The organism is uncultured Alistipes sp. (genome assembly GCF_902388705.1).
GTDB lineage: Bacteria > Bacteroidota > Bacteroidia > Bacteroidales > Rikenellaceae > Alistipes.
The window spans coordinates 1-26,044 of sequence record NZ_CABMQJ010000033.1 but is presented as its reverse complement, the minus strand read 5'-3'; the positions used below and the strand labels follow the sequence as shown (position 1 = coordinate 26,044).

General features: G+C 58.5%; 19 protein-coding genes and 1 pseudogene. 9 read left to right on the top strand and 11 right to left on the bottom strand.

Annotated elements, in window-relative coordinates:
• Positions 1-1,177, bottom strand: a pseudogene (locus QZT71_RS08680) (hypothetical protein); the annotation flags it as partial.
• A 177-nt stretch (positions 1,178-1,354) separates the two neighbouring features.
• Between QZT71_RS08680 and QZT71_RS08675 the strand changes: the two are divergent.
• Both QZT71_RS08675 and QZT71_RS08670 read left to right on the top strand, forming a co-directional pair.
• On the top strand, positions 1,355-2,344 hold the full coding sequence (locus QZT71_RS08675; RefSeq protein WP_295915178.1) for a polyprenyl synthetase family protein: 990 nt from the start codon (positions 1,355-1,357) through the stop codon (positions 2,342-2,344).
• A gap of 35 nt (positions 2,345-2,379) precedes the next feature.
• Positions 2,380-3,666, top strand: coding sequence for an MFS transporter (locus QZT71_RS08670; protein WP_295915175.1), 1,287 nt, complete (start codon positions 2,380-2,382; stop codon positions 3,664-3,666).
• A 317-nt stretch (positions 3,667-3,983) separates the two neighbouring features.
• Here QZT71_RS08670 and rplS read toward each other — a convergent pair whose 3' ends face one another.
• Complete coding sequence (rplS, locus tag QZT71_RS08665; protein WP_295915172.1) at positions 3,984-4,364, bottom strand: 50S ribosomal protein L19; 381 nt, start codon at positions 4,362-4,364, stop codon at positions 3,984-3,986.
• Between the two features lie 271 nt (positions 4,365-4,635).
• Here rplS and surE point away from each other — a divergent pair, with 271 nt between their 5' ends.
• The 4 genes from surE (at position 4,636) to QZT71_RS08645 (ending at position 7,950) form a co-directional block, all read left to right on the top strand.
• Positions 4,636-5,409, top strand: coding sequence for a 5'/3'-nucleotidase SurE (gene surE / locus QZT71_RS08660; RefSeq protein WP_295915170.1), 774 nt, complete (start codon positions 4,636-4,638; stop codon positions 5,407-5,409).
• 107 nt (positions 5,410-5,516) lie between these two features.
• Positions 5,517-6,488, top strand: coding sequence for an ATP-binding protein (locus QZT71_RS08655; protein WP_295915168.1), 972 nt, complete (start codon positions 5,517-5,519; stop codon positions 6,486-6,488).
• Position 6,489: 1 nt separating this feature from the next.
• On the top strand, positions 6,490-7,125 hold the full coding sequence (locus tag QZT71_RS08650) for a response regulator transcription factor (RefSeq protein ID WP_295915167.1): 636 nt from the start codon (positions 6,490-6,492) through the stop codon (positions 7,123-7,125).
• 231 nt (positions 7,126-7,356) lie between these two features.
• Positions 7,357-7,950, top strand: coding sequence for a DNA-3-methyladenine glycosylase I (locus QZT71_RS08645; RefSeq protein ID WP_295915165.1), 594 nt, complete (start codon positions 7,357-7,359; stop codon positions 7,948-7,950).
• Positions 7,951-8,283: 333 nt separating this feature from the next.
• On the opposite strand, the gene cls is transcribed toward QZT71_RS08645, so the two are convergent.
• Positions 8,284-9,699 carry a cardiolipin synthase gene (gene cls / locus QZT71_RS08640; RefSeq protein WP_295915163.1) on the bottom strand — a complete coding sequence of 472 codons (1,416 nt, stop codon included), beginning with the start codon at positions 9,697-9,699 and terminating at the stop codon, positions 8,284-8,286.
• A 45-nt stretch (positions 9,700-9,744) separates the two neighbouring features.
• A complete protein-coding gene (locus QZT71_RS08635; protein WP_295915159.1) occupies positions 9,745-10,755 on the bottom strand; it encodes a DUF4837 family protein in 1,011 nt (336 codons plus the stop codon).
• A gap of 125 nt (positions 10,756-10,880) precedes the next feature.
• Here QZT71_RS08635 and QZT71_RS08630 point away from each other — a divergent pair, with 125 nt between their 5' ends.
• The 3 genes from QZT71_RS08630 to efp all read left to right on the top strand — a co-directional run bounded on the left by QZT71_RS08630 (position 10,881) and on the right by efp (position 12,632).
• Positions 10,881-11,453 carry a polysaccharide deacetylase family protein gene (locus QZT71_RS08630; RefSeq protein ID WP_295915156.1) on the top strand — a complete coding sequence of 191 codons (573 nt, stop codon included), beginning with the start codon at positions 10,881-10,883 and terminating at the stop codon, positions 11,451-11,453.
• A 1-nt stretch (position 11,454) separates the two neighbouring features.
• On the top strand, positions 11,455-12,003 hold the full coding sequence (locus QZT71_RS08625; RefSeq protein ID WP_295915155.1) for a UbiX family flavin prenyltransferase: 549 nt from the start codon (positions 11,455-11,457) through the stop codon (positions 12,001-12,003).
• A 62-nt stretch (positions 12,004-12,065) separates the two neighbouring features.
• Complete coding sequence (gene efp / locus QZT71_RS08620; RefSeq protein WP_295915153.1) at positions 12,066-12,632, top strand: elongation factor P; 567 nt, start codon at positions 12,066-12,068, stop codon at positions 12,630-12,632.
• A gap of 324 nt (positions 12,633-12,956) precedes the next feature.
• On the opposite strand, the gene QZT71_RS08615 is transcribed toward efp, so the two are convergent.
• The 7 genes from QZT71_RS08615 to QZT71_RS08585 form a co-directional block, all read right to left on the bottom strand.
• Positions 12,957-14,462, bottom strand: a complete 1,506-nt coding sequence (locus tag QZT71_RS08615) for a BACON domain-containing protein (protein WP_295915151.1) — start codon at positions 14,460-14,462, stop codon at positions 12,957-12,959.
• Positions 14,463-14,490: 28 nt separating this feature from the next.
• Positions 14,491-16,281, bottom strand: a complete 1,791-nt coding sequence (locus tag QZT71_RS08610) for a RagB/SusD family nutrient uptake outer membrane protein (protein WP_295915150.1) — start codon at positions 16,279-16,281, stop codon at positions 14,491-14,493.
• A gap of 18 nt (positions 16,282-16,299) precedes the next feature.
• A complete protein-coding gene (locus QZT71_RS08605; protein WP_295915148.1) occupies positions 16,300-19,569 on the bottom strand; it encodes a TonB-dependent receptor in 3,270 nt (1,089 codons plus the stop codon).
• A gap of 53 nt (positions 19,570-19,622) precedes the next feature.
• A complete protein-coding gene (locus QZT71_RS08600) occupies positions 19,623-21,596 on the bottom strand; it encodes a calcineurin-like phosphoesterase family protein (protein WP_295915146.1) in 1,974 nt (657 codons plus the stop codon).
• 675 nt (positions 21,597-22,271) lie between these two features.
• Entirely contained in the window at positions 22,272-24,149 is a 1,878-nt protein-coding gene (locus QZT71_RS08595) for a mucoidy inhibitor MuiA family protein (RefSeq protein WP_295915142.1), read from the bottom strand.
• A 73-nt stretch (positions 24,150-24,222) separates the two neighbouring features.
• Positions 24,223-25,521 (bottom strand): argininosuccinate lyase, encoded by a 1,299-nt coding sequence (gene argH, locus QZT71_RS08590; RefSeq protein ID WP_295915139.1) that lies wholly within the window; start codon positions 25,519-25,521, stop codon positions 24,223-24,225.
• A 141-nt stretch (positions 25,522-25,662) separates the two neighbouring features.
• Positions 25,663-26,044, bottom strand: a 382-nt coding sequence (locus QZT71_RS08585; RefSeq protein ID WP_295915137.1) for a M20/M25/M40 family metallo-hydrolase, incomplete at its 5' end; no start/stop codon positions are given.

Genomic DNA, 26,044 nt, shown 5'->3' with positions numbered 1-26,044 from the left:
GCAGGTCGAAAGCCAGCTCGGTGAACCACATCAGGTTGCGGCCCCATGCCAGCAGGAGCATCAGCACCGAAACCGCTACGATCCACCATTTGTTGCGCCCCCGGGCCAGGGCGATGCCCAGCGCGGCGAGGAAGAGGGCCGCCGCGCCCAGGTAGGTCGGGCCCCCGGTGTAGGGCTGTGTGCCCCAGTAGGCGGGAAGCTGCTGCGCTGCGCCCCGCAGGCCGTAGTCGTTCAGCACGGCGGCGACTTCGCCGTCGGGCGAGAACGTCGTGCCCGATTCGCGGCCCATGAAGTCGGGAATCAGCAGGTTGAAGGTTTCGGTGCGGCCGTAGCTCCACGCCGTGGCGTAGTCGAGGGCCAGTCCGTTTTGCGAAGCTTCGGCGGTCGAGGCGAGCTCGGAGCCGCCGCGCATGGTTTCTTTCGAATGCGCGGCCGTATACCACAGGGGCGAGAAGTTCGACCCCACGGCCAGGATGCCCGCCGCGGCGAGCACCGCCGTGCGTTTCGAGAACTCCTTGAGGTATTTTCCGCGCAACGCCGCGATTCCCTCGCTGATCCAGAATGCGGCCATCGCCACGAGGAAGTAGTAGGTAATCTGGGGGTGGTTGGCTCCGATTTCGAGCGAGGCCGTGAGCGCCGTGAGCGCCCCGCCGGCCCACATGTTGCCCCGCAGGGTCATCCATGCGCCGCCCATCATCAGCGGGGCGTAGACCAGCGCCCACATCTTGGTGATGTGGCCCGCGCCGATAATGAGCAGGAAATAGGTCGAAAGTCCGTAGGCCAGCGCCGCGACGATGCCCACCCACGGGTTGACGCCGAAAATCAGCAGCATCAGCCACATGGCCGTCATGGCGAAGAAGAGGAACGCCGCAGGGGTGTCGATGACTTTCACCACCCGGCCCACGGTGTTCTTGACGATTTGCGCCGGGTAGGCCACGTTGATCAGGTAGGCGGGCATGCCGCCGAACATGCCGCCCGTCCACTGGGGATCTTCGCCCGTGGCTTTGCGCATCTCGGTGATGTCCCGGGACATACCCTCGTATTGCACGACGTCGTGCTGGGGCAGCACCTCGCCCCGGAATTGCGGGGCGAAATAGGCGGCGCTCACCACGAAAAAGAGTGCAAGGGCCGCCGCTGCCGGCAGCAGCCGGCGTATGATTGTTTTCGGAGAATCCATATTTCCAGTCGTTAACCGATTGCCAAAGGTACGAAAAAACATTTACTTCACGCGGCGCGATTGCGAAAAATCATTATCTTTGCCAAAGATATGCGGCGACCCGGCGTGCGGGAAATCTTCGGGACGAAAGGTTGGCTGCCGGGCGATGTTGCGTCCGTTGCCGCAAAACAAGGTTATATGATAACACTCGATATGATCCGCAAACCCGTAACTGCGGAACTGGAGGCGTTCGACGAATTTGTCGACCGCCAGTTTACGGCCGAGGGGGAGCTGCTCTCCGATATGCTGCGCTACGCCCTGTCGTCGCGCGGCAAGGGTATACGGCCGCTGCTGGTGCTGCTTTCGGCCGCCATGAATTCGCCAGTTACGGGCGCGGCCGGCGGCCGCAGGGTACACCTGGCCGCCATGCTCGTGGAGATGGTGCACGTGGCGTCGCTAATTCATGACGACGTAATCGACGAAGCCGACACGCGGCGCGGGAAACCCTCGGCGAATGCCCGCTGGCAGTCGCACAAGGCGGTGATACTCGGCGATTTCATCCTCGCGCGCAACATGAATATCGGGCTGGCGAGCGGCCAGTACGATTTGGTGACGCATGTCTGCGGCTCGATGGCGGCGCTGTGCGAGGGCGAAGTGCTGCAGAGCGACTGTGCTGAGAAACGCACCATGACGCGGCAGGCGTACCTCGACATTATTTATAAGAAAACGGCCTGCCTGATCGGAATCAGCGCGTCGGCCGGGGCGATGGCCGTAGGCGCTCCGCGGGAGAAAGTGGCGCTGATGCGCCGTTTCGGCGAAGCGGTGGGCATGGCGTTCCAGATACAGGACGACATCCTCGATTACACGCATACGGCGCATACGGGCAAACCCGCCAACAACGACCTGCGCGAGGGGAAAATCACCCTGCCGCTGCTGGCCGTGCTGGACATGGCGGGCTCCGAGCGCCGCGCCGAGTTGCTCGGGCGGCTGGCCTGCTGCCACGACGACGAGCGGTCGGTGGAGTACCTGCAGCAGATTGTCGAAAACGAGGGCGGACTGGCCTTTGCGGCCGAGGTGATGCGCAGCTATGTCACGCGGGCCGTGGAGATGCTCGCCGAATACGAGCCCTCGGACTACCGTACGGCGCTGGCGAACCTCTGCACCTACATTTCCGAGCGGGACAGATAACGGAAACTCATTAACCTAAATTCAGATAAATTAGTATGGAACAGAAAAAAAACTACACACTGCCCATCATCATGATGTTCTTGCTCTTCGCAATGATTTCATTCGTGACCGGGCTCTCGAATCCGCTGGGCGTGATTGTCAAGAACCAGTTCGCCGTGGCGAACTGGATGTCGCAGCTGGGTAACTTCGCCAACTTCATCGCCTATGCGGTGATGGGTATTCCGGCGGGTTTGATGCTCAAGCGCATCGGATACAAGAAAACAGCGCTGGCGGCCGTGGCAATCGGGTTCGTCGGTGTGGGTATCCAGTATCTCTCGGGTGAGGCCGGCAGCTTCCCGATCTACCTGATCGGCGCATTCGTGTCGGGTTTCTCGATGTGTATGCTCAATACCGTTGTCAACCCGATGCTCAACACGCTCGGCGGCGGCGGTAAGAAGGGCAACCAGCTGATTCAGTTCGGTGGTTCGCTCAACTCGATTTCCGCGACGATCGTTCCGGTGCTGGTAGGTTACCTGATGGGTAACGCGGCCAATGCCACGATCAGCGACGCGGCTCCCGCATTGTGGATTGCCATGGGCATCTTCGCCGTGGTATTCGTCGTGCTCTATATGGTCAATATCCCCGAGCCGTTCGCCATTCAGGAGAAGAAAGCCGAGGTCAAGGACAAGCACAGCGCCCTTTCGTTCCGTCACTTCCTGCTGGGTACGGTAGCCATTTTCATCTATGTGGGCGTCGAGGTCGGCATTCCCAACTTCATGAACCTCTTCCTCACGGCGGCGCCCGACGCTTCGACGAGCGGCGTGGGCATGGCTGCGGCTGCGGCCGGTTCGCTGGTGGGCACCTATTGGTTCCTGATGATGTGCGGCCGTCTGCTGGGCGGCGTGCTGGGCGGCAAGATTTCGAGCAAGGTACAGCTGTCGTTCGTCGCTTCGCTGGCGCTGGTCTTCGTGATTGTAGGTATCTTCGCCCCGACGGACGTGATGGGCGCGATGCCCGTCTTCACCGGAACCGGGTTCGGCATGGTCGAGGTGCCCGTCGGCGTGATTTTCTTTACGCTCTGCGGCCTCTGCACCTCGGTGATGTGGGGTACGATTTTCAACCTCGCGGTCGAAGGCCTCGGCAAATACACCTCGATGGGTTCGGGTATCTTCATGGTGATGGTTTGCGGCGGCGGTATCCTTCCGCTGATTCAGGGTGGCGTGGCTGACTTCGCAGGGTATCTCTCCAGCTACTGGGTGATTGTCGCAGGTCTGGCATACATGCTCTTCTACGCGCTTATCGGCTCGAAGAACGTCAACAAGGACATTCCCGTGCAGGAATAATCGGCAGCACGGATTTCATAAAATCCCGGCACTCATCGAGGGTGCCGGGATTTGTTTTGTGCCGGGGACACGTAACCTGTTTCTTAAATTCGGATATCGTGTGCCGGCAAGGGAAAGACGGCGGCCGGATGCCGTGTGTGCCGTGTGTGCCGTGTGCGGCGGGGCGCGGCGGGTTTTGCGCGGCGGGACGGAATGCGCGGGCGGAAATTCTGATTGTGGCGGGCAGGAGGCCCGGAGCGCGGGAAAACTGCGGCCCCGGACGTAAAAAAAACAGGATGCCGTTGCCGACATCCTGTTTTTCTTGCTGACTGCCCGGATTATTTCTTGTCCGCGCTGGTCATACGCTTCTCCTTGATACGGGCCTTCTTGCCGGTCAGGTCGCGCAGGTAGTAGATGCGTGCGCGACGTACGACGCCGACCTTGTTGACCTCGATCTTGTCGATGTGGGGAGAGTAGAGCGGGAAGATACGTTCGACGCCCACGCCGTTCGAAATCTTACGGATCGTGAACATCTTGGTCTTGCCCGAACCTTTGATCTGGATAACCACGCCGCGGAAACTCTGCACGCGCTCCTTGTTACCCTCGATGATTTTGTAGGATACGGTGATCGTGTCACCGGCCTTGAACGACGGAATGTCTGCATCCGTCTTTGCCCACATCTGCTCGTTGACGAGCTTGATGATTGCGTCTTTGTTCATTGTTGCAACAATTTAATGTGTTTCGCATCCAACATTCCCGCTGTGCCCGCCTGCCATACGGATACCCTGACCCGTAATCCCGCATTCCGGCTTCTGCGGCTTGCGCTGCTTCGGCCTCCTGCAAAAAGCGCAGCACCCAATGAAAGAGGTTGATATACGCCCCGTAAGGGAGTGCAAATATACGAAGTTTTTTTCATTCGGCACACGTGTGGCATAAAAATATCTTTTCGGTGCGTGATTTATTGCTATCTTTGTGGGCAAAACACCGACTATGAAAGAAGAAAGACTGATACTCGTAACCAATGACGACGGCTACGATTCGAAAGGGCTGGCCGCCGCCGTCGCGGTGGCGCGCGGTTTCGGCCGGGTGGTGGTCGTGGCGCCCGAAACCACCCAGAGCGGCATGAGCCAGGCCATCACGATGTACAATCCCCTTTACCTGAACTGCGTGCGCAAGGAGGAGGGACTGGAGGTCTACTCCTTTTCCGGCACGCCGGTCGACTGCGTGAAGATGGCCTTCGACTACCTGCTGCGCGAAGAGCGCGTCGACTTGGTGATTTCGGGCATCAACCACGGTTCCAATTCGGCGGTCAACGTGCTCTACTCGGGAACGATGGGTGCGGCCATCGAGGGCAGTTTCTACGGTTGTCCCTCGGTCGGGCTGTCGCTGGACGACCACAGCGAAGACGCCGATTTCGAGGCGTCGGTGGCGTATGGGAAGCAGATAGTGCGCAGCGTGCTCGAAAACGATATCGAGCTGCCGCTGTGCCTCAATGTGAACGTTCCCGTGGGCAAACCCGGCGAGCTGCACGGCATCCGCCTCTGCCGCCAGAACCGCGGTTTCTGGCGCGAAGAGTTCTACCGCCACGAAGACCCCCGCGGCCGTGAGTATTTCTGGCTTACCGGGGCGTTCGTCAACGGGGAGCCGGAGGCCGAGGATACCGACGAATGGGCCCTGTCGCACGGCTATGTTTCGGTGGTGCCGGTGCAGGTCGATTTGACGGACTACCGTCAGCTCGCGGCACTTGCCAAAGTGCTGAAATAATACTATATTTGCCGTAGACAAACTCCGGCTCGGACAGGCGCGCCCCGGCACGGCCGGACGAATTTGCCGATGCACCCGGCGTTGTCTTCCAAAAAAACGGAAAGCCTATGCTGATTAAAATCCTGCTCGTCCTTGCGATAGTTATCCAGACCGTCGCGACGGCCTACGCCCTCAAGTTGGTGCGGGCCACCAAGTACAACTCGGTGTGGATTCTCTTCATCGTGGGTTTCTCGCTGCTCTCCGTCGAGCGGTTCGTGCAGCTGCTGATGGCCAGCGGTCAGTATGTCCCGCGGTGGTGGTTCGCCTACCTGGGAATCGTGATTTCGATCTGCCTGTCGATAGGCGTGATGTATGCCCACAAGCTTTTCAAATACATCGATCGCCTGAACCGCCAGCGGCAGTTGCTCAACAAGCGGATTCTCACGGCCGTGCTCCGCACCGAGGAGAAAGCCCGCTCGCGCTTCTCGAAAGAGCTGCACGACGGCCTGGGGCCGCTGCTCTCGTCGGCGCGGATGTCGCTTTCGGCCCTGGCGCGCGAGGAGCGCAGTCCCGAACAGCGGGAAATCATCGACAATACGACCTATGTAATCGACGAGGCAATCCGTTCGCTGCGCGAGATTTCGAACAACCTCTCGCCCCATGTGCTCAACGATTTCGGCCTGGCGCGGGGCGTGCAGAACTTCATCGACAAGAGTGCTGCGATGCACGACGTGAAGATTCGTTTCACGACCAACCTGCGTACGGAGCGTTACGATACGGACATCGAGGTGATTCTCTACCGTGTGATTTGCGAGCTGATTAACAATTCGCTCAAACACGCCGCCTGTACGTCGATTAACCTGTCGCTGTCGCAGAACGGTCCCGAACTGGCGCTCGACTATACGGACAACGGCCGGGGGTTCAACCCGCAGGCCATGATGGACTGCGGCATGGGGCTTTCGAACATCTCTTCGCGCATCAATTCGCTGGGCGGCACGTTCGACATCTCCAGTGCCAGGGGCAAGGGGATGCGCGCCGCGATTCGCGTGAATACGCAGGAGGAGCCGGCGCCGCAGAAACGCCGCCGCAACAGGAAATGATATGGAACGCAGGATAGTACTTGTAGACGACCATTCGCTCTTCCGCAACGGACTGCGGGGGCTGCTGGAGCATTGTGCCGGTTGTCGCGTCGTGGGCGAGGCGGCCAGCGGCGAGGAGTTTCTCGCCATGCTGCCCGGACTGGAGGCCGACGTGGTCTTCATGGATTTCGCCATGCCCGGCATCGACGGGGCCCAGACGACCGAACGGGCGCTGGCGCGGCGTCCCGATTTGCGCATCATCACCCTTTCGATGTTCGGCGAGGAGAGTTACTACACGCGCATGGTACAGGCCGGTGCCCGGGGATTCCTGCTCAAGGACTCCGACATCGGCGACGTGGTCGAGGCCGTCGATACGGTCATGGCGGGCGGCAGTTATTTCAGTCCGCAGCTCCTGTCGTCGCTGACGGGGCGCATGCGGACGCGCGACGACGTGCCCGACGAGGAGCTTTCGGCCCGCGAGCTCGAAATACTGGTAGCCGTATGCCGCGGGCTGTCCAACCAGGAGATTGCCGACGAACTCTTTATTTCGAAACGCACGGTGGACAAGCACCGCGCCAACATCCTCGAAAAAACGGGCTGCAAGAATACCGCTTCGCTGGTGGTGTACGCCATCCGCAACGGGATTGTGGATATTTGACCCGGACCCCTCGTATGAAAAAATCCGTTGCTTTGCGTCGGTGCGGTGGCGGGTGCGGTATCTCTGTGCAATCGGCCGCATACCGTAAGACGCTGGCGGGAACGGGCTCCCTGGCCCGGGTGCTTCGAACGGGGAAAGGCGTTACGCTCCGGGACACCGGGATGGGATGACGTCCGCCCGGCAGATTTCCCGGGCCGCTTGCGAATAATTTCGAAACTCGACATTAAAAAAATGAAAGACCTGATAAATGCGCGTTGCGGCTGGGCCGGAACGGACGAATTATACGTCAGATACCACGACGAGGAATGGGGCAAACCCGTTACCGATGACCGGACCCTGTTCGAGTTTCTGGTGCTCGAAAGTGCCCAGGCCGGACTGTCCTGGATTACCGTGCTCCGGAAACGGGAGGGGTACCGGGAAGCCTTTCATCATTTTCAGGTGGAGCGAGTGGCGCAAATGACAGCGGACGAGGTCGGGCGGTTGATGCAATTCGAGGGAATCGTTAGAAACCGGCTGAAAATCGACAGCACGATACGGAACGCAAAACTGTTTATGGCTGTTCAGGAGGAGTTCGGCAGCTTCTACGACTACACCTTGTCGTTCTTTCCCGACCGGAAGCCTGTCGTCAACCATTTCACCAGTTTGAGCCAGATTCCCTCCACATCTCCCGAATCGGACGCCATGAGCAAAGACATGAAGAAACGGGGCTTCAAATTCTTCGGTTCGACGATATGTTATGCTTTTTTGCAGGCTGCCGGATTTGTTGACGACCATTTGGAGGGCTGTTTCTGCAGGTCGAATCGAACGGTTCCGGCAAGGCCGTAGGCCTGTCCGTATCTGTTTCGGAGTGCCGACGATTCGGGAGGAGGTAGTTGCAGTCCGCGGATATGCACGACCGCCTTGCAGTACGCGCGAAAAGCAGGTTCGTCGAACCTGCTTTTTTTTGCCGGTGGCCGCCGGGCCGTTTTGCCCGTGGGCTTCGGGGCGTTTCGCCGGCTGGCCGCCGGGCCGTGTCGGCGGTATCGGTGGATGGATTTTCCGGATTGCATGGCCGATTTGCCTGCGCAGGGGAGGGCGCCGGATGGTTTTCGGGCCGGCGTGGCTTTAGGGGAACCGGGCGTTTTTGCTGCCGGGGCGCGGCCGGCTGCGGAGTCCTGCTTACAGCAGCGGCGAGAATACCCGCATGAACGATTCGGCCACGCGGCGGCCCCGCGGGCGCTTGAACCACTCGGCCGCGGTGAGCATGTGGCAGTGCGTCAGGTCTTCCTCGAAAACGGCCGCCATGCGGGCTGCGAATTCACGGTCGTAGACGAATGCGTTGACCTCGAAATTGTGCTCGAAGCTGCGGAAGTCCATGTTTGCCGAGCCGATTACCGACAGCATATCGTCGATAACCAGTAGTTTGGAATGCAGGAATCCCGGGGTGTAGAAGGCGATTTTCACCCCGGCCTTCATCATGTCGTCGAGGTACGAGTGGCTCGCCAGGTCGACGATTTTCGAATCGGAGCGGGCCGGCAGCATCAGCAATACGTCGATTCCCGCGAGCGCCGCCTCCTGCAACGCCGTGTTCAGCACGTCCGAGGGCAGGTAGTAGGGTGTTTGTATCCAAACCCGCTGCCGGGCGCGGGCAATGGCGTAGCTGTCGGCCTGGAGCAGTGCCCGCCATTTTCCGAACGGCCCGCTGGGGGCGATTTGCAGGATGTTGTCCGTGAATCGTTCGGCCGGGGGATAGTATGCCGCGCCGGAAATATGCTCTTTGGTGGTCGCCGACCAGTCGCTCAAGAACGAGGCCTGCAGGCCTGCGGCGCCGCTGCCCTCGATACGGAAATGGGTGTCGCGCCAGATGCCCCATTTGGTGCCGCGGACATAGCGGTCGGCGATGTTCATGCCGCCGATGAACCCTGTGCGGCCGTCGATGACGACGATTTTGCGGTGGTTGCGGTAGTTGACCTTGCTGGTGAAGAGCGGAAACTTGACGTGCAGGAATGCGTATACTTCGATTCCCTCGCTGCGCATGCCGTTGAAAAAGGCTTTTTTTGTGCTGTTGCTGCCCACGTCGTCGTAGAGGATGCGCACCTCGACTCCCTCGCGGGCCTTTGCCACGAGCGCGTCACGCAGCCGGCAGCCCGTTTCGTCGTCGCTGAAAATGTAGTACTGGATGTGGATGTGGTGCCTGGCGCGGGCGATTTCGGCCATCAGCGCCTCCATCTTCGATTGCCCGTCGGTATAGACTTCGATACGGCTGCCGTAGAGCGGTGCGGAGTGCAGGGTCTTGAGCAGCAGCGAGGCGAGCGGCCGGTAGCGGGGCGGGATTTCCGGCCCGCCGGTGTGCTCGGACTCCTCCAGCTGCATGGTAATCCGCTTGCGCGTGCGGCGCGAGATGATGCGCTGTTTCGAGAGGTTCTGTCCGAAGAAGAAATAGAAAACGAGCCCCACGACGGGTGCCAGCACCAGCACGATAATCCACGGCAGGGTCTTCAGCGGGTTCCGGTTGTCGGTGATGATGACCAGGATGATGCCGAGAATCGTGACCGAGTAGACAACCAGAAAGAAGTATGTCAGGATTTGCTGCATACGGGTTTCTTCTTGGGCTCGGGCCGCCGTCGGGCGGGAGCGTCGTTATTGCTGCTGCGCCTGCGGCGGGAATTTCACCAGGTAGAGCAGGTGCTCGACGCCGCGCATGTAGTTGCGTTTGTGGTTTTTCGGGGAGTAGATGTAGCAGTCGAGCGTGAAAACACGGTTGGTTGCCGTGTCGACGGTCGTGTAGCTGACGAACGGGCCGCCCATGAAGTCGCCGTGCACGTCCCAGAACCCGCGCATCTCGCACCACAGGCGTCCCTCCATGCGGAACATGCGGTAGTCGGGTTCGATCACGTCGGAGGTGGTCATGTACGAGCCGTCCGACGGGCCGGGGATGCGGGCTGCGAACTTGTTGCGGGCGGCGAGCAGCGCCCCGGGCGAAAGCGACTCCTTGCCCTTGTACGGATAGGAGTAGATGAAGAATCCCTGGCTGGCGCTCGGGTATTCGTAGCGGGCCCAGAGGAAGTCCTTGTCGTTGGTGGCCAGCACGTAGCCTTTCGGTACGGTCATGTCGACCCCGAACGTGTCCTTTATCGCTTGGCGGATATTCTGTTCGTTGTATTTTTCGGCGTATTTGACGGCGCGGTCGCGCTCGGCTTTTTCGAGCACGTGCACGATGTTTTCCCGGTTGGCCGAAAGGAATGCCGTGAGCGACTTGTCGTTGGGCCCCTGAAGGGTCAGTACGATTTGCGGTTCGGCTTTCACGTTATACTGCACGGTCACGCCTGCTTCGGCGAGCGCAGGGTCTTTGACCACCTTGAGGATGTTGCGGTGCTTGATGACCATGTCGGTGAAACCCCGTTCGTTGACGCGCAGTATGTCGAACAGCGGTTCGGTCTGGTTCAGGTAGGGTATCGGGGCGGTGAATACCGCGCGCAGCGTATCGCCCAGCTCGCCCGTCCACTCCTGCTGGGGACAAACGACGATCAGTTCGTAAGGGGAGCCCAGCGAAGTCTGGGAACGCGATTTGGTCAGCGAATTGAACGCGTCGCAGCCCGTCATCGTTGCGAGGAGGGCGGCAAACAAGGCTATACGGAGGATAGTTTTCATAACCGGTCTGAAATTGAATCTACTACAAATATAGTTATATTTTTCGGAAAAGCGCGGATTTTCACTATTTTTGCCTGGAATAAGAAGCCATGCGTTTAAAGCCACCGAAAATAATCCGGCGCCTGATGCCGGACCTGATCTGGGAAATAGACGACCGGGACGGCGTGTTCCTTACGTTCGACGACGGGCCCACGCCCGGCGTTACGGAGTGGATACTCTCCACGCTGGACAAGTACGATGCCAAAGCCACGTTTTTCGTGCTGGGCAAGAACGTCGAGATGTATCCCGACCTCTACCGGCGCATCCTCGACGCGGGACACCGGGTCGGCAACCACACCTATTCGCACCAGAAGGGGTGGGGGATGAGCCTCGAACGCTACACCGAGGATGTGGATTTCGCCAATGACCTCATTCACAGCGAGCTGTTCCGGCCTCCCTATGCGCGTATCACCCCGGCGCAGGCGCGTTTCCTGGGGCAGCGTTACAAGCTGGTGATGTGGGACATCATCTCGCGTGACTACAACCGCAACCTTTCGCCCCGCACATGCCTGCGCAACGTGACCAAATACCTCGCGCCGGGTGCCATCGTGGTGTTCCACGACAGCGAAAAGGCGTTTCGCAACATGCGCTACGCCCTGCCCCGCACCCTGGAGAAAATCAGGCAGATGGGGCTCAAATGCAAATCCATCGAATTCTGACATGAAAGTCGTCGTCGCCATAACCGCCGCCAGCGGTGCCCTGTACGCCCGCCTGACGCTCGAACGGCTGCTCGCGGCGCCCGAAGTGTCGGAAATCGCCCTCGTGTGCAGCGCCCGTGCCCGCGAGGTGATGGCGCACGAACGGGTCGTCCTGCCCGAAGATGCGCGTATCCGGACTTTTGCCAACGACGACCTTTTCGCCCCTCCGGCCAGCGGTTCGGCGCGCTACGACGCCATGGTAATCGTTCCCTCGACGGTCGGCACCGTGGGACGGGTGGCTGCGGGAACGGCGCAGAGCCTGATCGAGCGGGCCGCCGACGTGATGCTCAAGGAGCGGCGGCGGCTGGTGTTCGTCGTGCGCGAAACACCCCTGTCGCTCATCCACCTGCGCAACATGACGACCCTGACCGAGGCCGGGGCCGTGATTCTGCCTGCGAGCCCGTCGTTTTATGCCGCGCCGCAGGATATCGGGGCGCTGTGCGGCACCGTTGCCGACCGCGCCGTGGCGCTGCTCGGCGTCGATGTACCGTGCTATGAATGGGGCGAATAGGAATTTACGGATTTTTTTTGTAACTTTGCGACCGCGAAAAAATCAATTCAAAACAATACCTTATGGCAACTACAGCTGACATCAAAATCGGTATGTGCATCGAATTGGATGGCAAGACCTTCCAAATCGTGGATTTCCAGCATGTGAAACCGGGCAAAGGCCCCGCTTTCGTGCGTACCAAACTCAAGAACCTCGAATCCGGCCGCGTGCTCGACAACACGTTCTCGGCAGGAGCGAAAATCGAACCCGTGCGCGTGGAGCGCCGTCCCTACCAGTTTACCTACGAGGACGACCTGGGCGCCCACTTCATGCACACCGAAACGTTCGAGGAGATTAATATCGACAAGGCCCTGATTACGAACTACGACCTGATGGCCGACGGCCAGATCGTCGAGGTGATGTTCCACACCGAGAAGGAAACCGTGCTTTCGGCCGAACTTCCCCCGATTGTGGACATGGAGGTGACCTATACCGAGCCGGGCATCAAGGGCGATACCGCTTCGACCAACTCGCTCAAACCCGCTACGGTCAACACCGGCGCAACGGTTCGCGTGCCCCTGTTCATCAACACGGGCGACAAGATTCGTGTGGATACCCGCACCCGCGAGTACTACGAGCGCATCAAATAGTTTCCGGACGACAAGGGCCTGTTGCGTGCATCCGGCCGGACTGCGGCGTGATTGTACGTCCGCTCCGGGAGGCGGAAAGAACAGGGCTCCGGCGGCCCCGGCACGGGGAACGTCGCTGCTCCTCCCTTTCGGATGGAATGCATATGCTAATGTAATATCAGGCGAGGCGTCGGTTCAAAACCGATGCCTCGTTTTTTTGTGCTTTGGTGCGGGACAAGTGCATAAGCCCGTGTGTGGCCGGAATCCTGCCGGGGCAGGCGTTCCCGCAAAAAAGCAGCCGTTAACCCGAATGGTTAACGGCTGCTCCGTTTTACGAGGGGACGCTTATTCCGCTTTGATCAATTCGATATTGTCGAGGAACCAGCGGTTGGCCGTCGAAACCTCCCACTGCGTCTGTGTAATGGTGATTTTCGTATCCTTGTTGACCGTAACACCCGTCAGGTCTACTTCGGCGCGAACCCATTCGAGTTTGTGGCCGTCTTCCCAGCCCAGTTCGGGAATGTCGAACTGGGCTTTGTTTTCGCCGTTCTCGACGATGACGATTAGATTGACGGGGTCGATTTTACCGGAACCCTGTCGCATTCCGCACCAGTCGAACGAGAGTTTCACGTTGGTGTTGTCGGGAACCTTGGTCATCGGGGGCAGGATGATACCTGCGTGGTTGCCGGTCTTGCCGAACTTGAGGTAGTTGCGCTGGAGGTAGATGCGTTTGTTGTCGTTCTTGTCGTAAATCAGTTTGTAACCGCGTGCCTCGATGGCATCGAATGCCGTCACCGGTGTGCCCTCGACCGCAATGCTCAAGGAGGTGAGCGCCGTAGCCTTTGCATCGAGATCGTCCGTTTCGACCGTCTTGCCGACGCCGCCAGCCTCTGCCCACGGATCGAGCCACTCGAAATCCTCCGAGTAGTAGATTATCTTAATTGCGCCGCGATCTATGATCTCGGTAGCCATGATTTTGATTACGGGTGCGGCCAATCCTGCGAAATAACCTTTGACAGTCACCTTGTGGCCGTTCAGGGCGGCAATCCCCAGCGATGCGGGGGCGTCCGTGACGTTCACGGAGAATTTGGCGCCTTCGACGGAGATGTTGCTGCCGTTCAAAATGCCGCTTACCTCGATGAATTCTCTCGAGTCGGATTTGAAAGAGTCGATTTTGTCGGTTATATCTTCCGGCTCGGGATACGTTACCGTTCCTCCCGTCGAAACGACGGTCAGGATGTCGCAATCCACGATCGAGAGCGACTGCGTATCGGTGGATTTGGTTCCCATAATCGAAATCTTGTCCCCGATGTTCACCGCTGTTTTGTTGAGGATATAGATCGTACCGGTCTTTTGCTCGTCGGTTACGACGAACCCTTCGGTCGTAACGGCCATTACGGTTACATTCGGAACGGACACGACCGTTTCGTTTGCCAGGGCATCGAGCTCACCGACCGTGTACTCCTTGACATCCCGGTATTTATCCCCGTTCTGGATGATGAGCACTTCGGCGCGGCTTGCAAGTGTCCGGCCCTTGAATACGACGGGCGCTTTTCGGGGGTTGTCCTCCGCTCCGTCGCGCATGTTGTCGGACACCGAGATCGTTACGTCCATTACGCCGGTTCCCGACGAGGGGGTGACCGTCACCCAGTCGGGGACTTCCGTCACCCAGTCGGCGTCGGCGTAGATGGTGATAAGCTTTTCCGCAGCTCCTTCGGCTTCGAAATTCAATGTGCCGGCACTTGCCAAGACAGCCTCCGAGAGCGTATTCTCATCCTTGTCGCAACTCCAGAAAGAACACAGGGCCGCTATCAGAACCGAGGCTGCGCATATATTTTTCAAATATCTCATAATTGTTTGGTTTTATGTAATTTCCCTGTTAGAAATTGAGTCCGTCGTTCCATCCCGGATTCTGCGTGAGGTTCTTGTTGAGCGAACGCTCGTTGATGGGAATGGGATAGAGGTAATCCCGCTCTTCGTTAAACTTGGTGCGCGTGATATCCTTGTGATAGTTCAGGTAGCCCCGGGTTCCTCCGGTAAGGAAAATTTCCTTGCCCAGCTCATACACCTGGACGCCGTCGCCGGCTTTCGGCTTTTCGGTGCCGTTCTCGTAGAGAATCAGGTCGGTTTTGCCGTTGCCCGAGAGGTCGTACTCACCGGGCCCCTTGAAATACATGCCGAGCAGCTCCTGGTCGATGCAGTAGCCTGCTTTCCAGCGAACCAGGTCGTCGAAACGGAAACCTTCCTGCATCAGCTCGACTGCACGCTCCCTGCGGATTTCGAGGATGACGCCTTTGTTATTGCCGGTAACGTTCGTATATCCGTATTCGGCAGAAGAGAGGTAACGGTCGGGATTTGCATTGGCTTTGGCCATGTCGAGATCCGGCATGCCCGCCCGCTCTCTGATTTTGTTCACGGAGATTTCGAGGTCATCCTGCGTCAGCGTTCCGAGCTCCGCCTTGGCTTCGGCATAGTTCAGGAGCACCTCCGCATAGCGGTAAACCGGGATGTCGCAGGTCGAGCGGTCGTTGCGGTCGACATTGCCGCCGGAAGCCGTGGGATCCTGGACGAACTTGATGGGCTGGTATCCGGTGACGCTGACCCCGAAATCGGGTGCGAGCACATCGGTTTTGCCGATTCGCGTATATCCCGGGGTGCGGACGCTCTGGGCCAGGCGCGGGTCGCGGTCTTTCATTTCGTCGTTGAACGACAGCGTCTGCCATCCGTCCGTGCGATCCGTGAAAGCCGTACCGTCTTTCATCAGGTACATGTTTATCATCTTTTTGGTGTATCCCGGACGGCCCTGGGTCGGTACCAGCGTAAATGCCGTGGCGTTGTGGTAGATGCCCAGCCCGTAATCGAACTTGATGGCGAGGATGTATTCGTCCTGGCTGGCGTCTTCCTGTGCGAAGAGCGTCAGGTAGTCTTTCTCCGGATTGCCGGTCTTGTAGAGTTTATACGGGCCGTCGTCGATCAGCTCCCTGGCTGCTTTGGCTGCCAGGTCGAGGTAATACGTGTAGTCGTGTCCCTCGATGGTGAGTCCGTGGTACTTGCGGTAGGTGCCTTCGTAGAGGCAGAACTGCGCTTTCAGCGCCAGGGCTGCCCACCTGTTTACACGGTAGGTGCTTACGTTGGGCGTGAGGGTGGCGATGGCTTCGTCGACGTCTTCGATCATCTTGGTCATGATCAGTTCGCGCGAATCGCGCGGATTCTGGAGCGCGGCATCGGTCGAACCGAGTTCCTGGTCGTACCAGGGGACGTCGCCGAACCGTTTCACCTTTTCGAAATAGAAGAAAGCCCGGAAGAATTTCGTCAGCGCGTTGTACTTGGCAACGGCATCTTTGTTTGCACATTGGTCGGAATACTTCAAAAGGGTATTCATACGGCGCAGGTCGGTCCAGGACCATCCGCCCCCGGAGTTGGGGACAGTTCGCTTGTTGCCTCCCAGTATCAGGTCGGAGAGGGTCTGGTTGACGATAAGGTCGCTCTGGTCGTCGTAGGGATTCTTATCCAGCAGGTTGTTGTAGAACGGATTGGTAAAGAGCTGGAGGTCGGTTTCGTTCTTGAAATAATCGTATTGCGATATTTTAGACAACGGCGCCTTGTCGAGTGCCGTGCAGGCCGACAATCCTACGGACAGTGTAATGGCTAATATGGTTAATCGCTTCATTTTGATCGTAGCTTAATGTTAGAAAGTGATGTCTATACCGAACATGAATGTCTTGGCCCACGGATAATAAGCTTGGTTGTATTGCTCCGTGCTTCTGGAGATGGCTGCCTCGGGATCGACATATTTGGAGTTTTTCTTGATCGGCGACCAGTAGCAGAGGTTCTCGCCCGAGAAATAGATGCGGATTTGGTCGATACCGGCCTTTTTCGTGAGGGTGGCGGGGATTGTGTAGCCGACAGTCAGGTTCTTCAGGCGCAGGTAACGGATATTCTGCAGGTAGTGGTCGTTTACCTTGCTCAGATAACCTCCTGTCGAAGAGTAGGCGCGGGCCCGCGGGAAATAGGAGTCGGGGTTGTCTTCCGACCATACCTTGCCGAGGAAATCTTTGGGCAGGAACGTGAGGTAAGGATAGGAGTAGCAGCCCCAGAACGGCATCGAACGTCCGGTAGGATACCAATAATGGTTGCCGGTTCCCTGGAAGAAGACCGAAGCGTCGAAGCCGTACCAGCGGATGCTGGCGTTGATACCGTAGGAGAGCGTGGGAAGCGAGTTGCCCAGAATCTTGCGGTCGCCCGGATCGTCGACGGTGTTGCTGCCGATTCCCCAGATGCCGTTGCCGTCGCGGTCGAGGAACTTGAGGTCGCCGGCCTGCCAGCCGCCGGTCAGGCGGGAGTTGCTGTAGCTCAAATCCACCTCCCGGGCATAAGCCTGCGCCTCTTCGGTGGTCTTGAAGAACCCGTCGGTGGTGAAGCCCCAGATTTCGCCGATTTCCATGCCTACGTAGTAGTCTTTGGCAAGCGATTTTTCCCGGTTGTCGTATTTGGTGATTACGCTCTTGTAGTCGCTGATGTTGAATCCGATGCTGTATTCGAACGGCTTGTTGGCGAGTTGGAACTGGTCACGCCAGTTCACCGAAAGCTCGTATCCCTTCGTCCGCAGGTCGGCCGCATTCATCTGCGGGGGATCGGCTCCGTAGACGCCCGGTAGAGCGACACCGTCGGTGAGCATGTCTTTCGTATCGCGGATATAGAGGTCGCCGGTCAGGTTCAGCCGGTTGTTGAACATGGCCAAATCGAGGCCGAGGTTCCATTGCTGGGACGTTTCCCACGTCAGGTCGGAGGCTATGGGCGCCCCCAGCGAGGAGTACTTGCCCATCGTTCCGCCCTCGCCGAAAGTATAGCCTGCGAAATCCTTGATCGATACCAACCGCATATAGGTGTAATAGGAGGAGACGTTCTGGTTGCCCAGGCTGCCGAAAGAGGCCCTCAACTTCAGGTTGTCCACGACGCTGCGGGCCGGTTCGAAGAAAGGCTCTTCCGAGATGCGCCATCCGACCGAACCGGAGGGGAACCAGCCCCAGCGGTGTCCGTCGGCGAAACGCGAAGTACCGTCGTAACGACCGCTGACTTCGACCAGGTAACGGCCCTTGTAATCGTAGTTGATACGGCCGAAGAAGCCCATCAGGGCGTATTCGTTCTGGCCGCCGCCGACGCCTGTCAGGGTTTCGCCCTTCTCGTTCTGGCCTACGAGATCCAGGTCGTCCAAATCAACCGAGGAGAGGTTGCGGCCCCAGGCCGAAACATTCTTGCTGGCCCAGGTTTCGTAGTTGAATCCGAACGTACCCGAGAGGTGATGCGCGTCGGCGAACGTTTCGTCGTAGTTGGCAAAGGCGTTGGCAGAGTAGTAGTTGCGCGTGTTGACCGCTTCGTCGAGCTGGTTTTCGCCGGCGCCGGTGGCGTAAGCGGCGAGCTCGGCATCGGGATACTCGCGGTAATACATGGCGGAACTGCGGCTCGTGTTGCGGGCCTGGTACAGCCGGTAGGTGAAGTCGCCGGTAATGCTCAATGTCTTGACCGGCGTGATGACCAGGCGCGTGGTGTTCGAGAAGTCGCTCGTACGGTCGACGTTGCGGTGCGTGCCCTCGTTGAGCATGATATGACGGCCGTTACCCACTTTGTAATTCAGGTACGGGGTGCCGTAGAGCCACGAGCCGTCGGGGTTCTTCATCGGGAAGTTGGCCAACGCGTGATTGGAGAGGTAACCCAGGGTATTGTCGATGCTGCCGTCGCCCAGGGAGGTGTATTTCGAACTGAAGAACGACGTGTTGTTGGACATGGTCGCCCATTTGTTGATCCGGAAGTCGATTTTCGAGCGCAGGTTGTATTTGTTGTATACGTCGGGAATCGCACGCTGGATACCTTCCTGGCGGTCGTAAGCACCCGAAACCATGTACTTGATGTCTTTCGTGCCGCCGCTGATGGAGATGCTGTGCTGCTGAACCGGGCGTTTTTCACGGAAAAGCATGTCCCACCAGTCGTAGTTGCCGTAGTAGACCCACTGCTTGCGGCCGTTGCGCACCTCTTCGACGACCCACGGACGGTCGGGATTCTCTTTGCGGTCGTTTACACGCGCCAGAAGCTGCTGCATGTCGTGGTCGGTGTAGTCCACGTAATTCGTGCCGGAGTCGGACTGCCAGAATTTGTTGACCGTGTAGACCGACCAGTAACCGCGGTTCTCGTAGTCGGTCGAGGTGGTCGATTCCTCCCAGCCGAAACGGCCGCTGTAACGAACCGTCGCCTTGCCGTCTTTGGCCGAACCGGTTTTCGTGGTGACCAGGATGACACCGAATGCCGCGCGCGCACCGTAAACGGCTGCTGCAGCGGCATCCTTGATGACCGAGATGGACTCGACGTCGTTCGGGTTGACGCGGTTGAGGTCGCCGACGGCGCCGTCGATAAGCACGAGCGGGTCGGCACCGTTGATGGAGGTCACGCCGCGCACGTTGATGGCGGGCGAGCTGCCGGGTTTACCCGAAGAGGTCGTGATGTTAAGACCCGCCACGGAACCCTGGAGCATGTTGGTCAGGGAGTGGGCGACGCGGTTTTCGAGGTCTTTGCTCCCCACGGTCGCCACGGCGCCGGTGAGGTTGACCCGCTTCTGCGTACCGTAGCCGATGACCACCGCTTCGTCGAGTTGGATGGCGTCTTCCTGCAGGTAGACGGTGACGTTCTCCTTGGTTGCGGGAACCGTCACTTTCTGGGGCAGGTACCCCAGGCTGGATACATTCAGGACAACTGCCCCCGCCGGAACCCGGAGTGTGAAGCCGCCGTCTTCTGCGGTCGTGATTCCTTTGGTCGTACCGTCGACCAGGACGGCTACTCCCACGAGAGGTTGTTGTTGGGCATCGAGGACTTTCCCGGATACCACCCGATTCTGGGCTGCGAGGGTGAAGATACCCCCTCCCACCATCAGAAACAGAGATAGAACCAATGGTCTAAATACTCTCATAAGTCTGTGTTTGTAAGTTAGTAAAAAGTAGAAGGTTGATGTGTTACAGGATGTTACTGGCGTTTATACGCATCTGTCGAGAACGCTTTCGGGCGCTGCATGTTTTCAGTCCATGTATTTCCGAATTCGTCCGTGACGGTAATTACCAGGTCGGTATCGGCGTCGGGCGCCTTCACTTTGAAGAAATGCGTGAATTTCTTGGTGATGAACGACGGCGTTGATGTGAGTTTATCGTTGTTGAACCGCTTGACGGAGAGTGCGGCGATATGGAGCGGATCGTAGGCTTCGACCTGCGTGGGCGTGAGTTCGCTGCCGGTTTCCGTGGTGACCTTCAGTGTCCAGTCCGAGCTCCAGTTCCAGATGTTTATCAGCACCTCGTTGCGGGAGTTCGCCGGATAGGCGTCGACATATTGCAGGTAGGCGTTCTTGACGGAGGCAGGAACGGACGAGGGCATCAGCGGAACGTCGGCCATCGAGAAATGCACGTTGTTCAGGTCGTAGCTGCGGAACTGGTAATCCTCCGGCCAGCCGGTGGATTTGTATGTCCATTTGAAATCGGTGCCGGATACGTCCCACACGGCGTAGCCTCCGGGGGTTCCGTCGATGCTGATATGGACGCCGGGCGTAAGGTGCCCCGACCACCACCAGGAAGCGCATACCGAGCCGGAGTTGTGTTCGTGGAAACCGCGGCCGCCCACGATCGGGGCGTCGGGCGTCACATTGAAAATCATGTGGGTGTGTCCCGTTACGAAATGCACCTTATAGCCGTCCAGAATATTGAAAAGGCTGGTGGTGTTCGCCACGTCGTGGTCGATTTTGAATCCGGAAACGCCCGAGGGGTAGAATATCTGCGCATGGGTCGTGATGACCAGCGGCGTAGCCTTGTCCACGTACGCCAGATCTTTTGCGAGCCAGTTCAACTGTTCCGTGGAGAGGCGCTTGTCGTAATCGCGGGAATCGGTCCCGTCGTAATTGCTGCAGTCGATGTCGTCCAGAACGACGTAATGGACTTTGCCGATATTGAAGGAATAATAGGTGGGGGCGATGTAATTCACATACGTAGTTGCCGCGTCGAAATCCGACGTGGTTTTGTAATCGTTGTCATGGTTGCCCATGGTATGGAATATCTGCAGGCCCTTGACCTGTGCGTTGATGGCGCTCAGGTATTCGGGGAAATAGAATTTGTTCGAGTACCAGTACAGGTCCCACGTCATGTCCCCGAGGGTGATGGCGTACATCCGCTCCCCGCTGTGGCGGCCCATGTAAGCGGTCAGGTCGGATGTGAATTCGCTGAATTGTCGGCTGTCGCTCGTGCGGTTGGCGAGGTGCATGTCGCCGAGCATGAAGATTTTGTAAGCGTCCTGGTTTATCTTTACGAGCGAGAAATCCACCCGTTCGACGACGTCGCGGCCGCCTTTCAGGTCGTCGTGGAATTTGGGAAGCACTCCGTCGGAAGGCACTTCGTAACCGCTCGGAACGGAGATAAAGACATATCCCCATTTCTTGGCGGATTTGAGCTGGTAGATGCCCCTTTCGTCCGTTACGGTCACTTCCGCGCCGTCGGACACCACGACATTCGGCACGCCGCTGCCGGCAGACGAAACGACACCGTAGACCGTTGTGCCTTCATCCGGTGTGAAGCCGATGTCTTCGACTATTTTCAGGTAGGTTCTTCCGTACGATTTCTTGCGTGTGTCCCTTTTGATGAAGACCTTGTAATAGCCGGTTTCGCATTCGGCGGCCAGGCGTACGGTGAAGCTTCGGGAAGAGGTTTTAACGATGGAGCAGACGTAGGATATGCCTGTTTCCGACTCCAGTATGAATGAATCAGTTGTTAACGGCGAATTCCCCCCCCCCTCGGGCACGGTGAAGGTGTACTCTCCGCCTTTGGCTGCGTTGATTAATGTCGGAAGATCGAACCGTACGTCGAAGTTGTCCGCCGGGCTTCCTTCGTCCTTACTGCTGCAGGCGATGCATAGCGAAACGGCTGCGAGTACGAGTAACAGGTAGTTTATTCCGTTTTTCATGTTGAAATCTTGTTTTATAATAAATAGGTAACTGCCGACGAATTTGTTGTTGACAGTTGATAACTGTTTGTTTTCTGTGTTGCGGATGGGCCGGGCTGAATTCCGCCGGGCTGTCCGTTGTTGCAGTCCTATGTAAAAACCATTTCGTATATGTTTCGTATGTGTTTCATATCTGTTTCAAAAATAACATGCTATGTTATGATTCAAAATTAGATTATTCTCTTGAGAAAACCAAATCAATAGCTAATTTTTTCTAATTATTTTTATACCAGACCTAATTTAATAAATTTTTACGGTATTTTAACAATAATTTATGGATAAAAAGACCTGTTTTTCGAAAAATTAGCTGCCTGTTGTGCCCGGATTGCTGCCGTTGCAGGTGATGTTGATAAAATAACGGTGGAGGCGGGGAGTTTCGGAATGTAATTCCGCATGCCGAAAGTCGTCCGCCAAGGCGAAAACGATACGGTAAAAAGGCGTACGCTTGTAACCTGCTGTCCGGGGCCGAGCCGTATTTTTCAGGCTGCATGTCCGCGCTGCAAAGGGCCGGTTGCGGGACTTTTTCGTTCCGGGCTTAATCCGGCCCGGACGGTTCGCGGTGCCGCTGAAGAGGTGCAAACGAACAGAGGGCGGAAACTTTCCGCCCTCTGTTCGTTGCCCGTAAATCGGCCGTGCTTATTCGATCGTCAGCCCCCGTCCTTTGGGGTATTTCACCCCGTAGCGGAGCCGCAGTTCGCGCTGCTCTCCGGGTTTGAGGTTCAGTTTCCAGGTGACGATTCCGCTGTTTTTATCCACCTGACCGCCGCTCAACTCCTCCTCGGTAACCGTGATGGTGCTGTTGCGCGACACGGGCAGCTGATCGCAGAGCGTCACTGCGACCGGTTCGGAGTGGGTGTTGCGGACGGTGATTTTCCAGGCCATGGTCTGTGTTTGGTTCGAGCCCATGAACTTGCGCGACACGTAGTCGCCTTCCTTGGTGCGCTCGATGCGGATGCTCCGGTCGCGCCCCAGCGAGAAGCGGAGCGTATCGCTGGCCTGCCCGGGAGAGAGGATGCTCTTGCCGACGAACGTGTTTTCGAAATAGACGTTGGCTTCGCCCTCCAGCAGGTTGAGTTTCTCCCAGTCGGTGGCCTCCGCCGTCAGGAAAGCGTCCCTGTCGATTTTCGGGGTGCTCCGGTAGGTGTAGTGGGCCGGAATCCGGAAACGCCCGATTTCAGCCGTTACGGTTTTGCCGTCGGAGGGAATGGTGTAGGGCTGCCTGATTTCGAATTCGTAGCCCAGGCGGCTCTGCGCCTGCTCCACCTCCATCACCTCGCTGTCGCTCTCTTCGGCGATGTACTCTGCCTGTGCCTGTGCGGGCGCGGCGCCGGCAAATGCCGCCGCTTTCTGCCGTCCGTATCCCGTGACGACGACTTCGTCCAGCGCCGCGGTCGATTCCCGCAGCGTTACGTTCATGACGTTGCCTGTAATGTCCCGGGTCTGCGTCTCGAAGCCGATGAAACTGTACTGGAGGCTGCCGGCCCCGTTGGGGATGGTGATGGAGTAGCGGCCGTTGACATCGGTGCCGGTGCCGACGGTGGTGCCGGGTATCATGACGGTCGCCCCGGCGAGCGGCTCGCGCTGCTCGTCGAAAACCGTTCCCGAGACGGTGTTGCCTGTTATGTTGAGGTCGTAGCGGGGGGCCGCAAGGCCGTAGTCGAGCCAGTAGGTTTGCAGCTGCGGGGCGATATTTCCGGTGTTGGGATTCGACGAGGAGAGCGTGAGCGCCACGTTTTTCCACTCTTCCCCGGTATGCTGGGTGATGTTGGCCTTGTAGGAGATTTCCACGGGTTCCGTGAGTCCGCCGGAGCGGACGTCGTAGGAGGGGAACCAGCCGGCGTTGCGGACGTAGTAAATCAGCGTGAACGCTCCCTTGCAGGCCGCCGGGGCCTCGATGCGCACCTCCACTTCGCTCACCGGGTCGGGCCGTTTGCCCCCGAGCTGCGCCAGTTCCCGCATAAGTCGCTGTTCGCTTTTGTTCAGGGTTTCCGCCTGCTCGTCCATTGCGAGTGTTTTCTGCGAGAGTTCCTGCAGCCGGGCCGTGTAGTACTCGTTCAGCTCCTTGATGGCCGCCAGCGGGGTGGCGACGTTCCGGTTGCCTACCGAGCAGTTGGTTTTCAGCAGTTGGTATTCGGCTTCGAGCACCTCGCGCGAGGCTTTCAGCTTTTTCTGCTGTCGCCGCGTCTTGAGGAGCTCCTGCTCCAGCGCCTGCTGTTTCGCCGTACGTTCCAGGCTGTCGGTATAGTTGAACAGGCGGTTGACGGCCGTTACGGTGAACTTGCCTTTGGCGCTTACCTGCAGGCTCTTGTCGTCGAGGTAGGGCGAAAGGCCGGTGAAGACGACGGTGGAGCTGCCGGCCGGCAGGTCGAGCTGTTTGGTGCGCGTCACCTGCGCCCCGTCGATGAACAGGGTCACTTTCTCGACGGCGGTTTTTACTTTCTCCGGCCCCGGGGCGGCGCCGGCCGTCGCGGCGAGGCCCAGCAGCAGCCACAGTATACCGGTTATCCGTTTCATAATGCTGTCCGTTTTTTGGTTTGACTCAAACAAAGTTATGAAAATATTCCGCACGGACAACCCTTCGGGAGAGCTATTCGAACTCCTCCAGCACCCGCTGCATCTTCTGGCGGATTTCCGCCGAGCAGAGGTTGCCGATGCTGCCCGCGTGGGTGTGGTGCACCTCGCGTGTGGGACGGTATTGGCCGCGCTGTACGGCCATGCCGATTTGTCTGTAGGCTTCGCGGAACGGTACGCCCTGCAGCACGAGGCGGTTGACGTCCTCGACCGTGAAGAGGTAGTCGTATTTCCGGTCGTCGAGGATGCCGGTGTTGACTTTCAGGTGCGCGAGCATGAAGTCGCACATCGTCAGCGTGCGTTTGAGCTCGGTCGTCGCCGGGAAAAGGATGTCCTTGAGCAGCTGCATGTCGCGGTGGTAGCCTATGGGCAGGTTCGCCGTGAGCAGTGCGATTTCGTTGGGCACCGACTGCAGGCGGTTGCAGCGGCCCCGCATGATTTCGAAAACGTCGGGGTTTTTCTTGTGGGGCATGATGCTCGAGCCGGTGGTGAGGTTGTCGGGCAGCGATACGAAGCCGAAATTCTGGCTCATGAAGAGGCAGACGTCCATCGCCATGCGTCCCACCGTCGCCGCTACGGCGGCAATGGCGTTGGCGGCGGCGCGCTCGCTCTTGCCGCGGCTCATCTGCGCCGCCACGACATTGTAGTGCAGCGCTTCGAAGCCCATCAGGCGCGTGGTCATCTCACGGTCGAGCGGGAACGACGAGCCGTACCCTGCGGCCGATCCCAGCGGATTCTGGTTGGCGATGTGCCACGCTGCCGCGACGAGCCGCATGTCGTCCACCAGGGTTTCGGCATAGGCGCCGAACCACAGCCCGAACGACGAGGGCATGGCGATTTGCAGGTGGGTGTACCCCGGCATCAGCACCCCTTTGTACTGCTCGCTCAAGCTTTGCAGGCGGTCGAAAAGGGCCTTTACGGCTTCGGCGGTCTGCCGCAGTTCGTCGCGCAGGAAGAGTTTGAGGTCGACCAGCACCTGGTCGTTGCGCGAGCGTCCCGAATGGATTTTCTTGCCGGCCTCGCCCAGGCGGCGCGTGAGCATCAGTTCGACCTGCGAGTGGACATCCTCGGTGCCGGGTTCGATTTCGAAGCGTCCGGCTTCGATTTCGTCGGCGATTTCCCGCAGCCCGGCGGTCAGCACTTCCAGTTCGGCGGCGGTCAGCAGTCCGATTTTCTCGAGCATGGCGATGTGTGCCAGCGAGCCCTGGACGTCGTATTTCGCCAGCCGCATATCCAACTCGCGGTCGTCGCCCACGGTGTATTCTTCGATCATCTTGTCGGGTTCGAAGCCCTTGTCCCAAAGTTTCGTTGCCATAGGGTATCTCTTATCTTTTTTTGTTCGTTTCGTTTTTTCGCTGTCCTTTACTCCGGACGGTGAAGGCCCGGGGGCACCGCCGTATTTGCCGGCCCGTCCGGGTACTTCCCGGGGTGGAAATTTCCATACCGGAAAACCGGGTCAGATGCTTGCTGCCAATTGCTTTATAAAATTTTCATAAATGCCGATTCCCTCTTCGATTTCCGACAGGAGCACGTATTCGTCGGCCGTGTGCGAGCGCGAGGATTGCCCGGGGCCCATTTTGAGCGAGGGAAACGGCATCAGCGCCATGTCCGAGGTCGTGGGCGATACATAGCTTTTGCGTCCGGCTGCGGCGGCCGCCCGTGCCAGCGGATGTGCGGCATCGAGCGCCGAGGCGCGGATGCGCGTCGAGCGGGGAACGGCTTGAGAGCGGAGCGCCGCGCGCAGGAGTTCGACCGTCTGTTCGTTCGTGTAGGCGTCCGTCGTGCGGACGTCGACCACGAAACGGCAGGTGTCGGGCACGACGTTGTGCTGCGTTCCC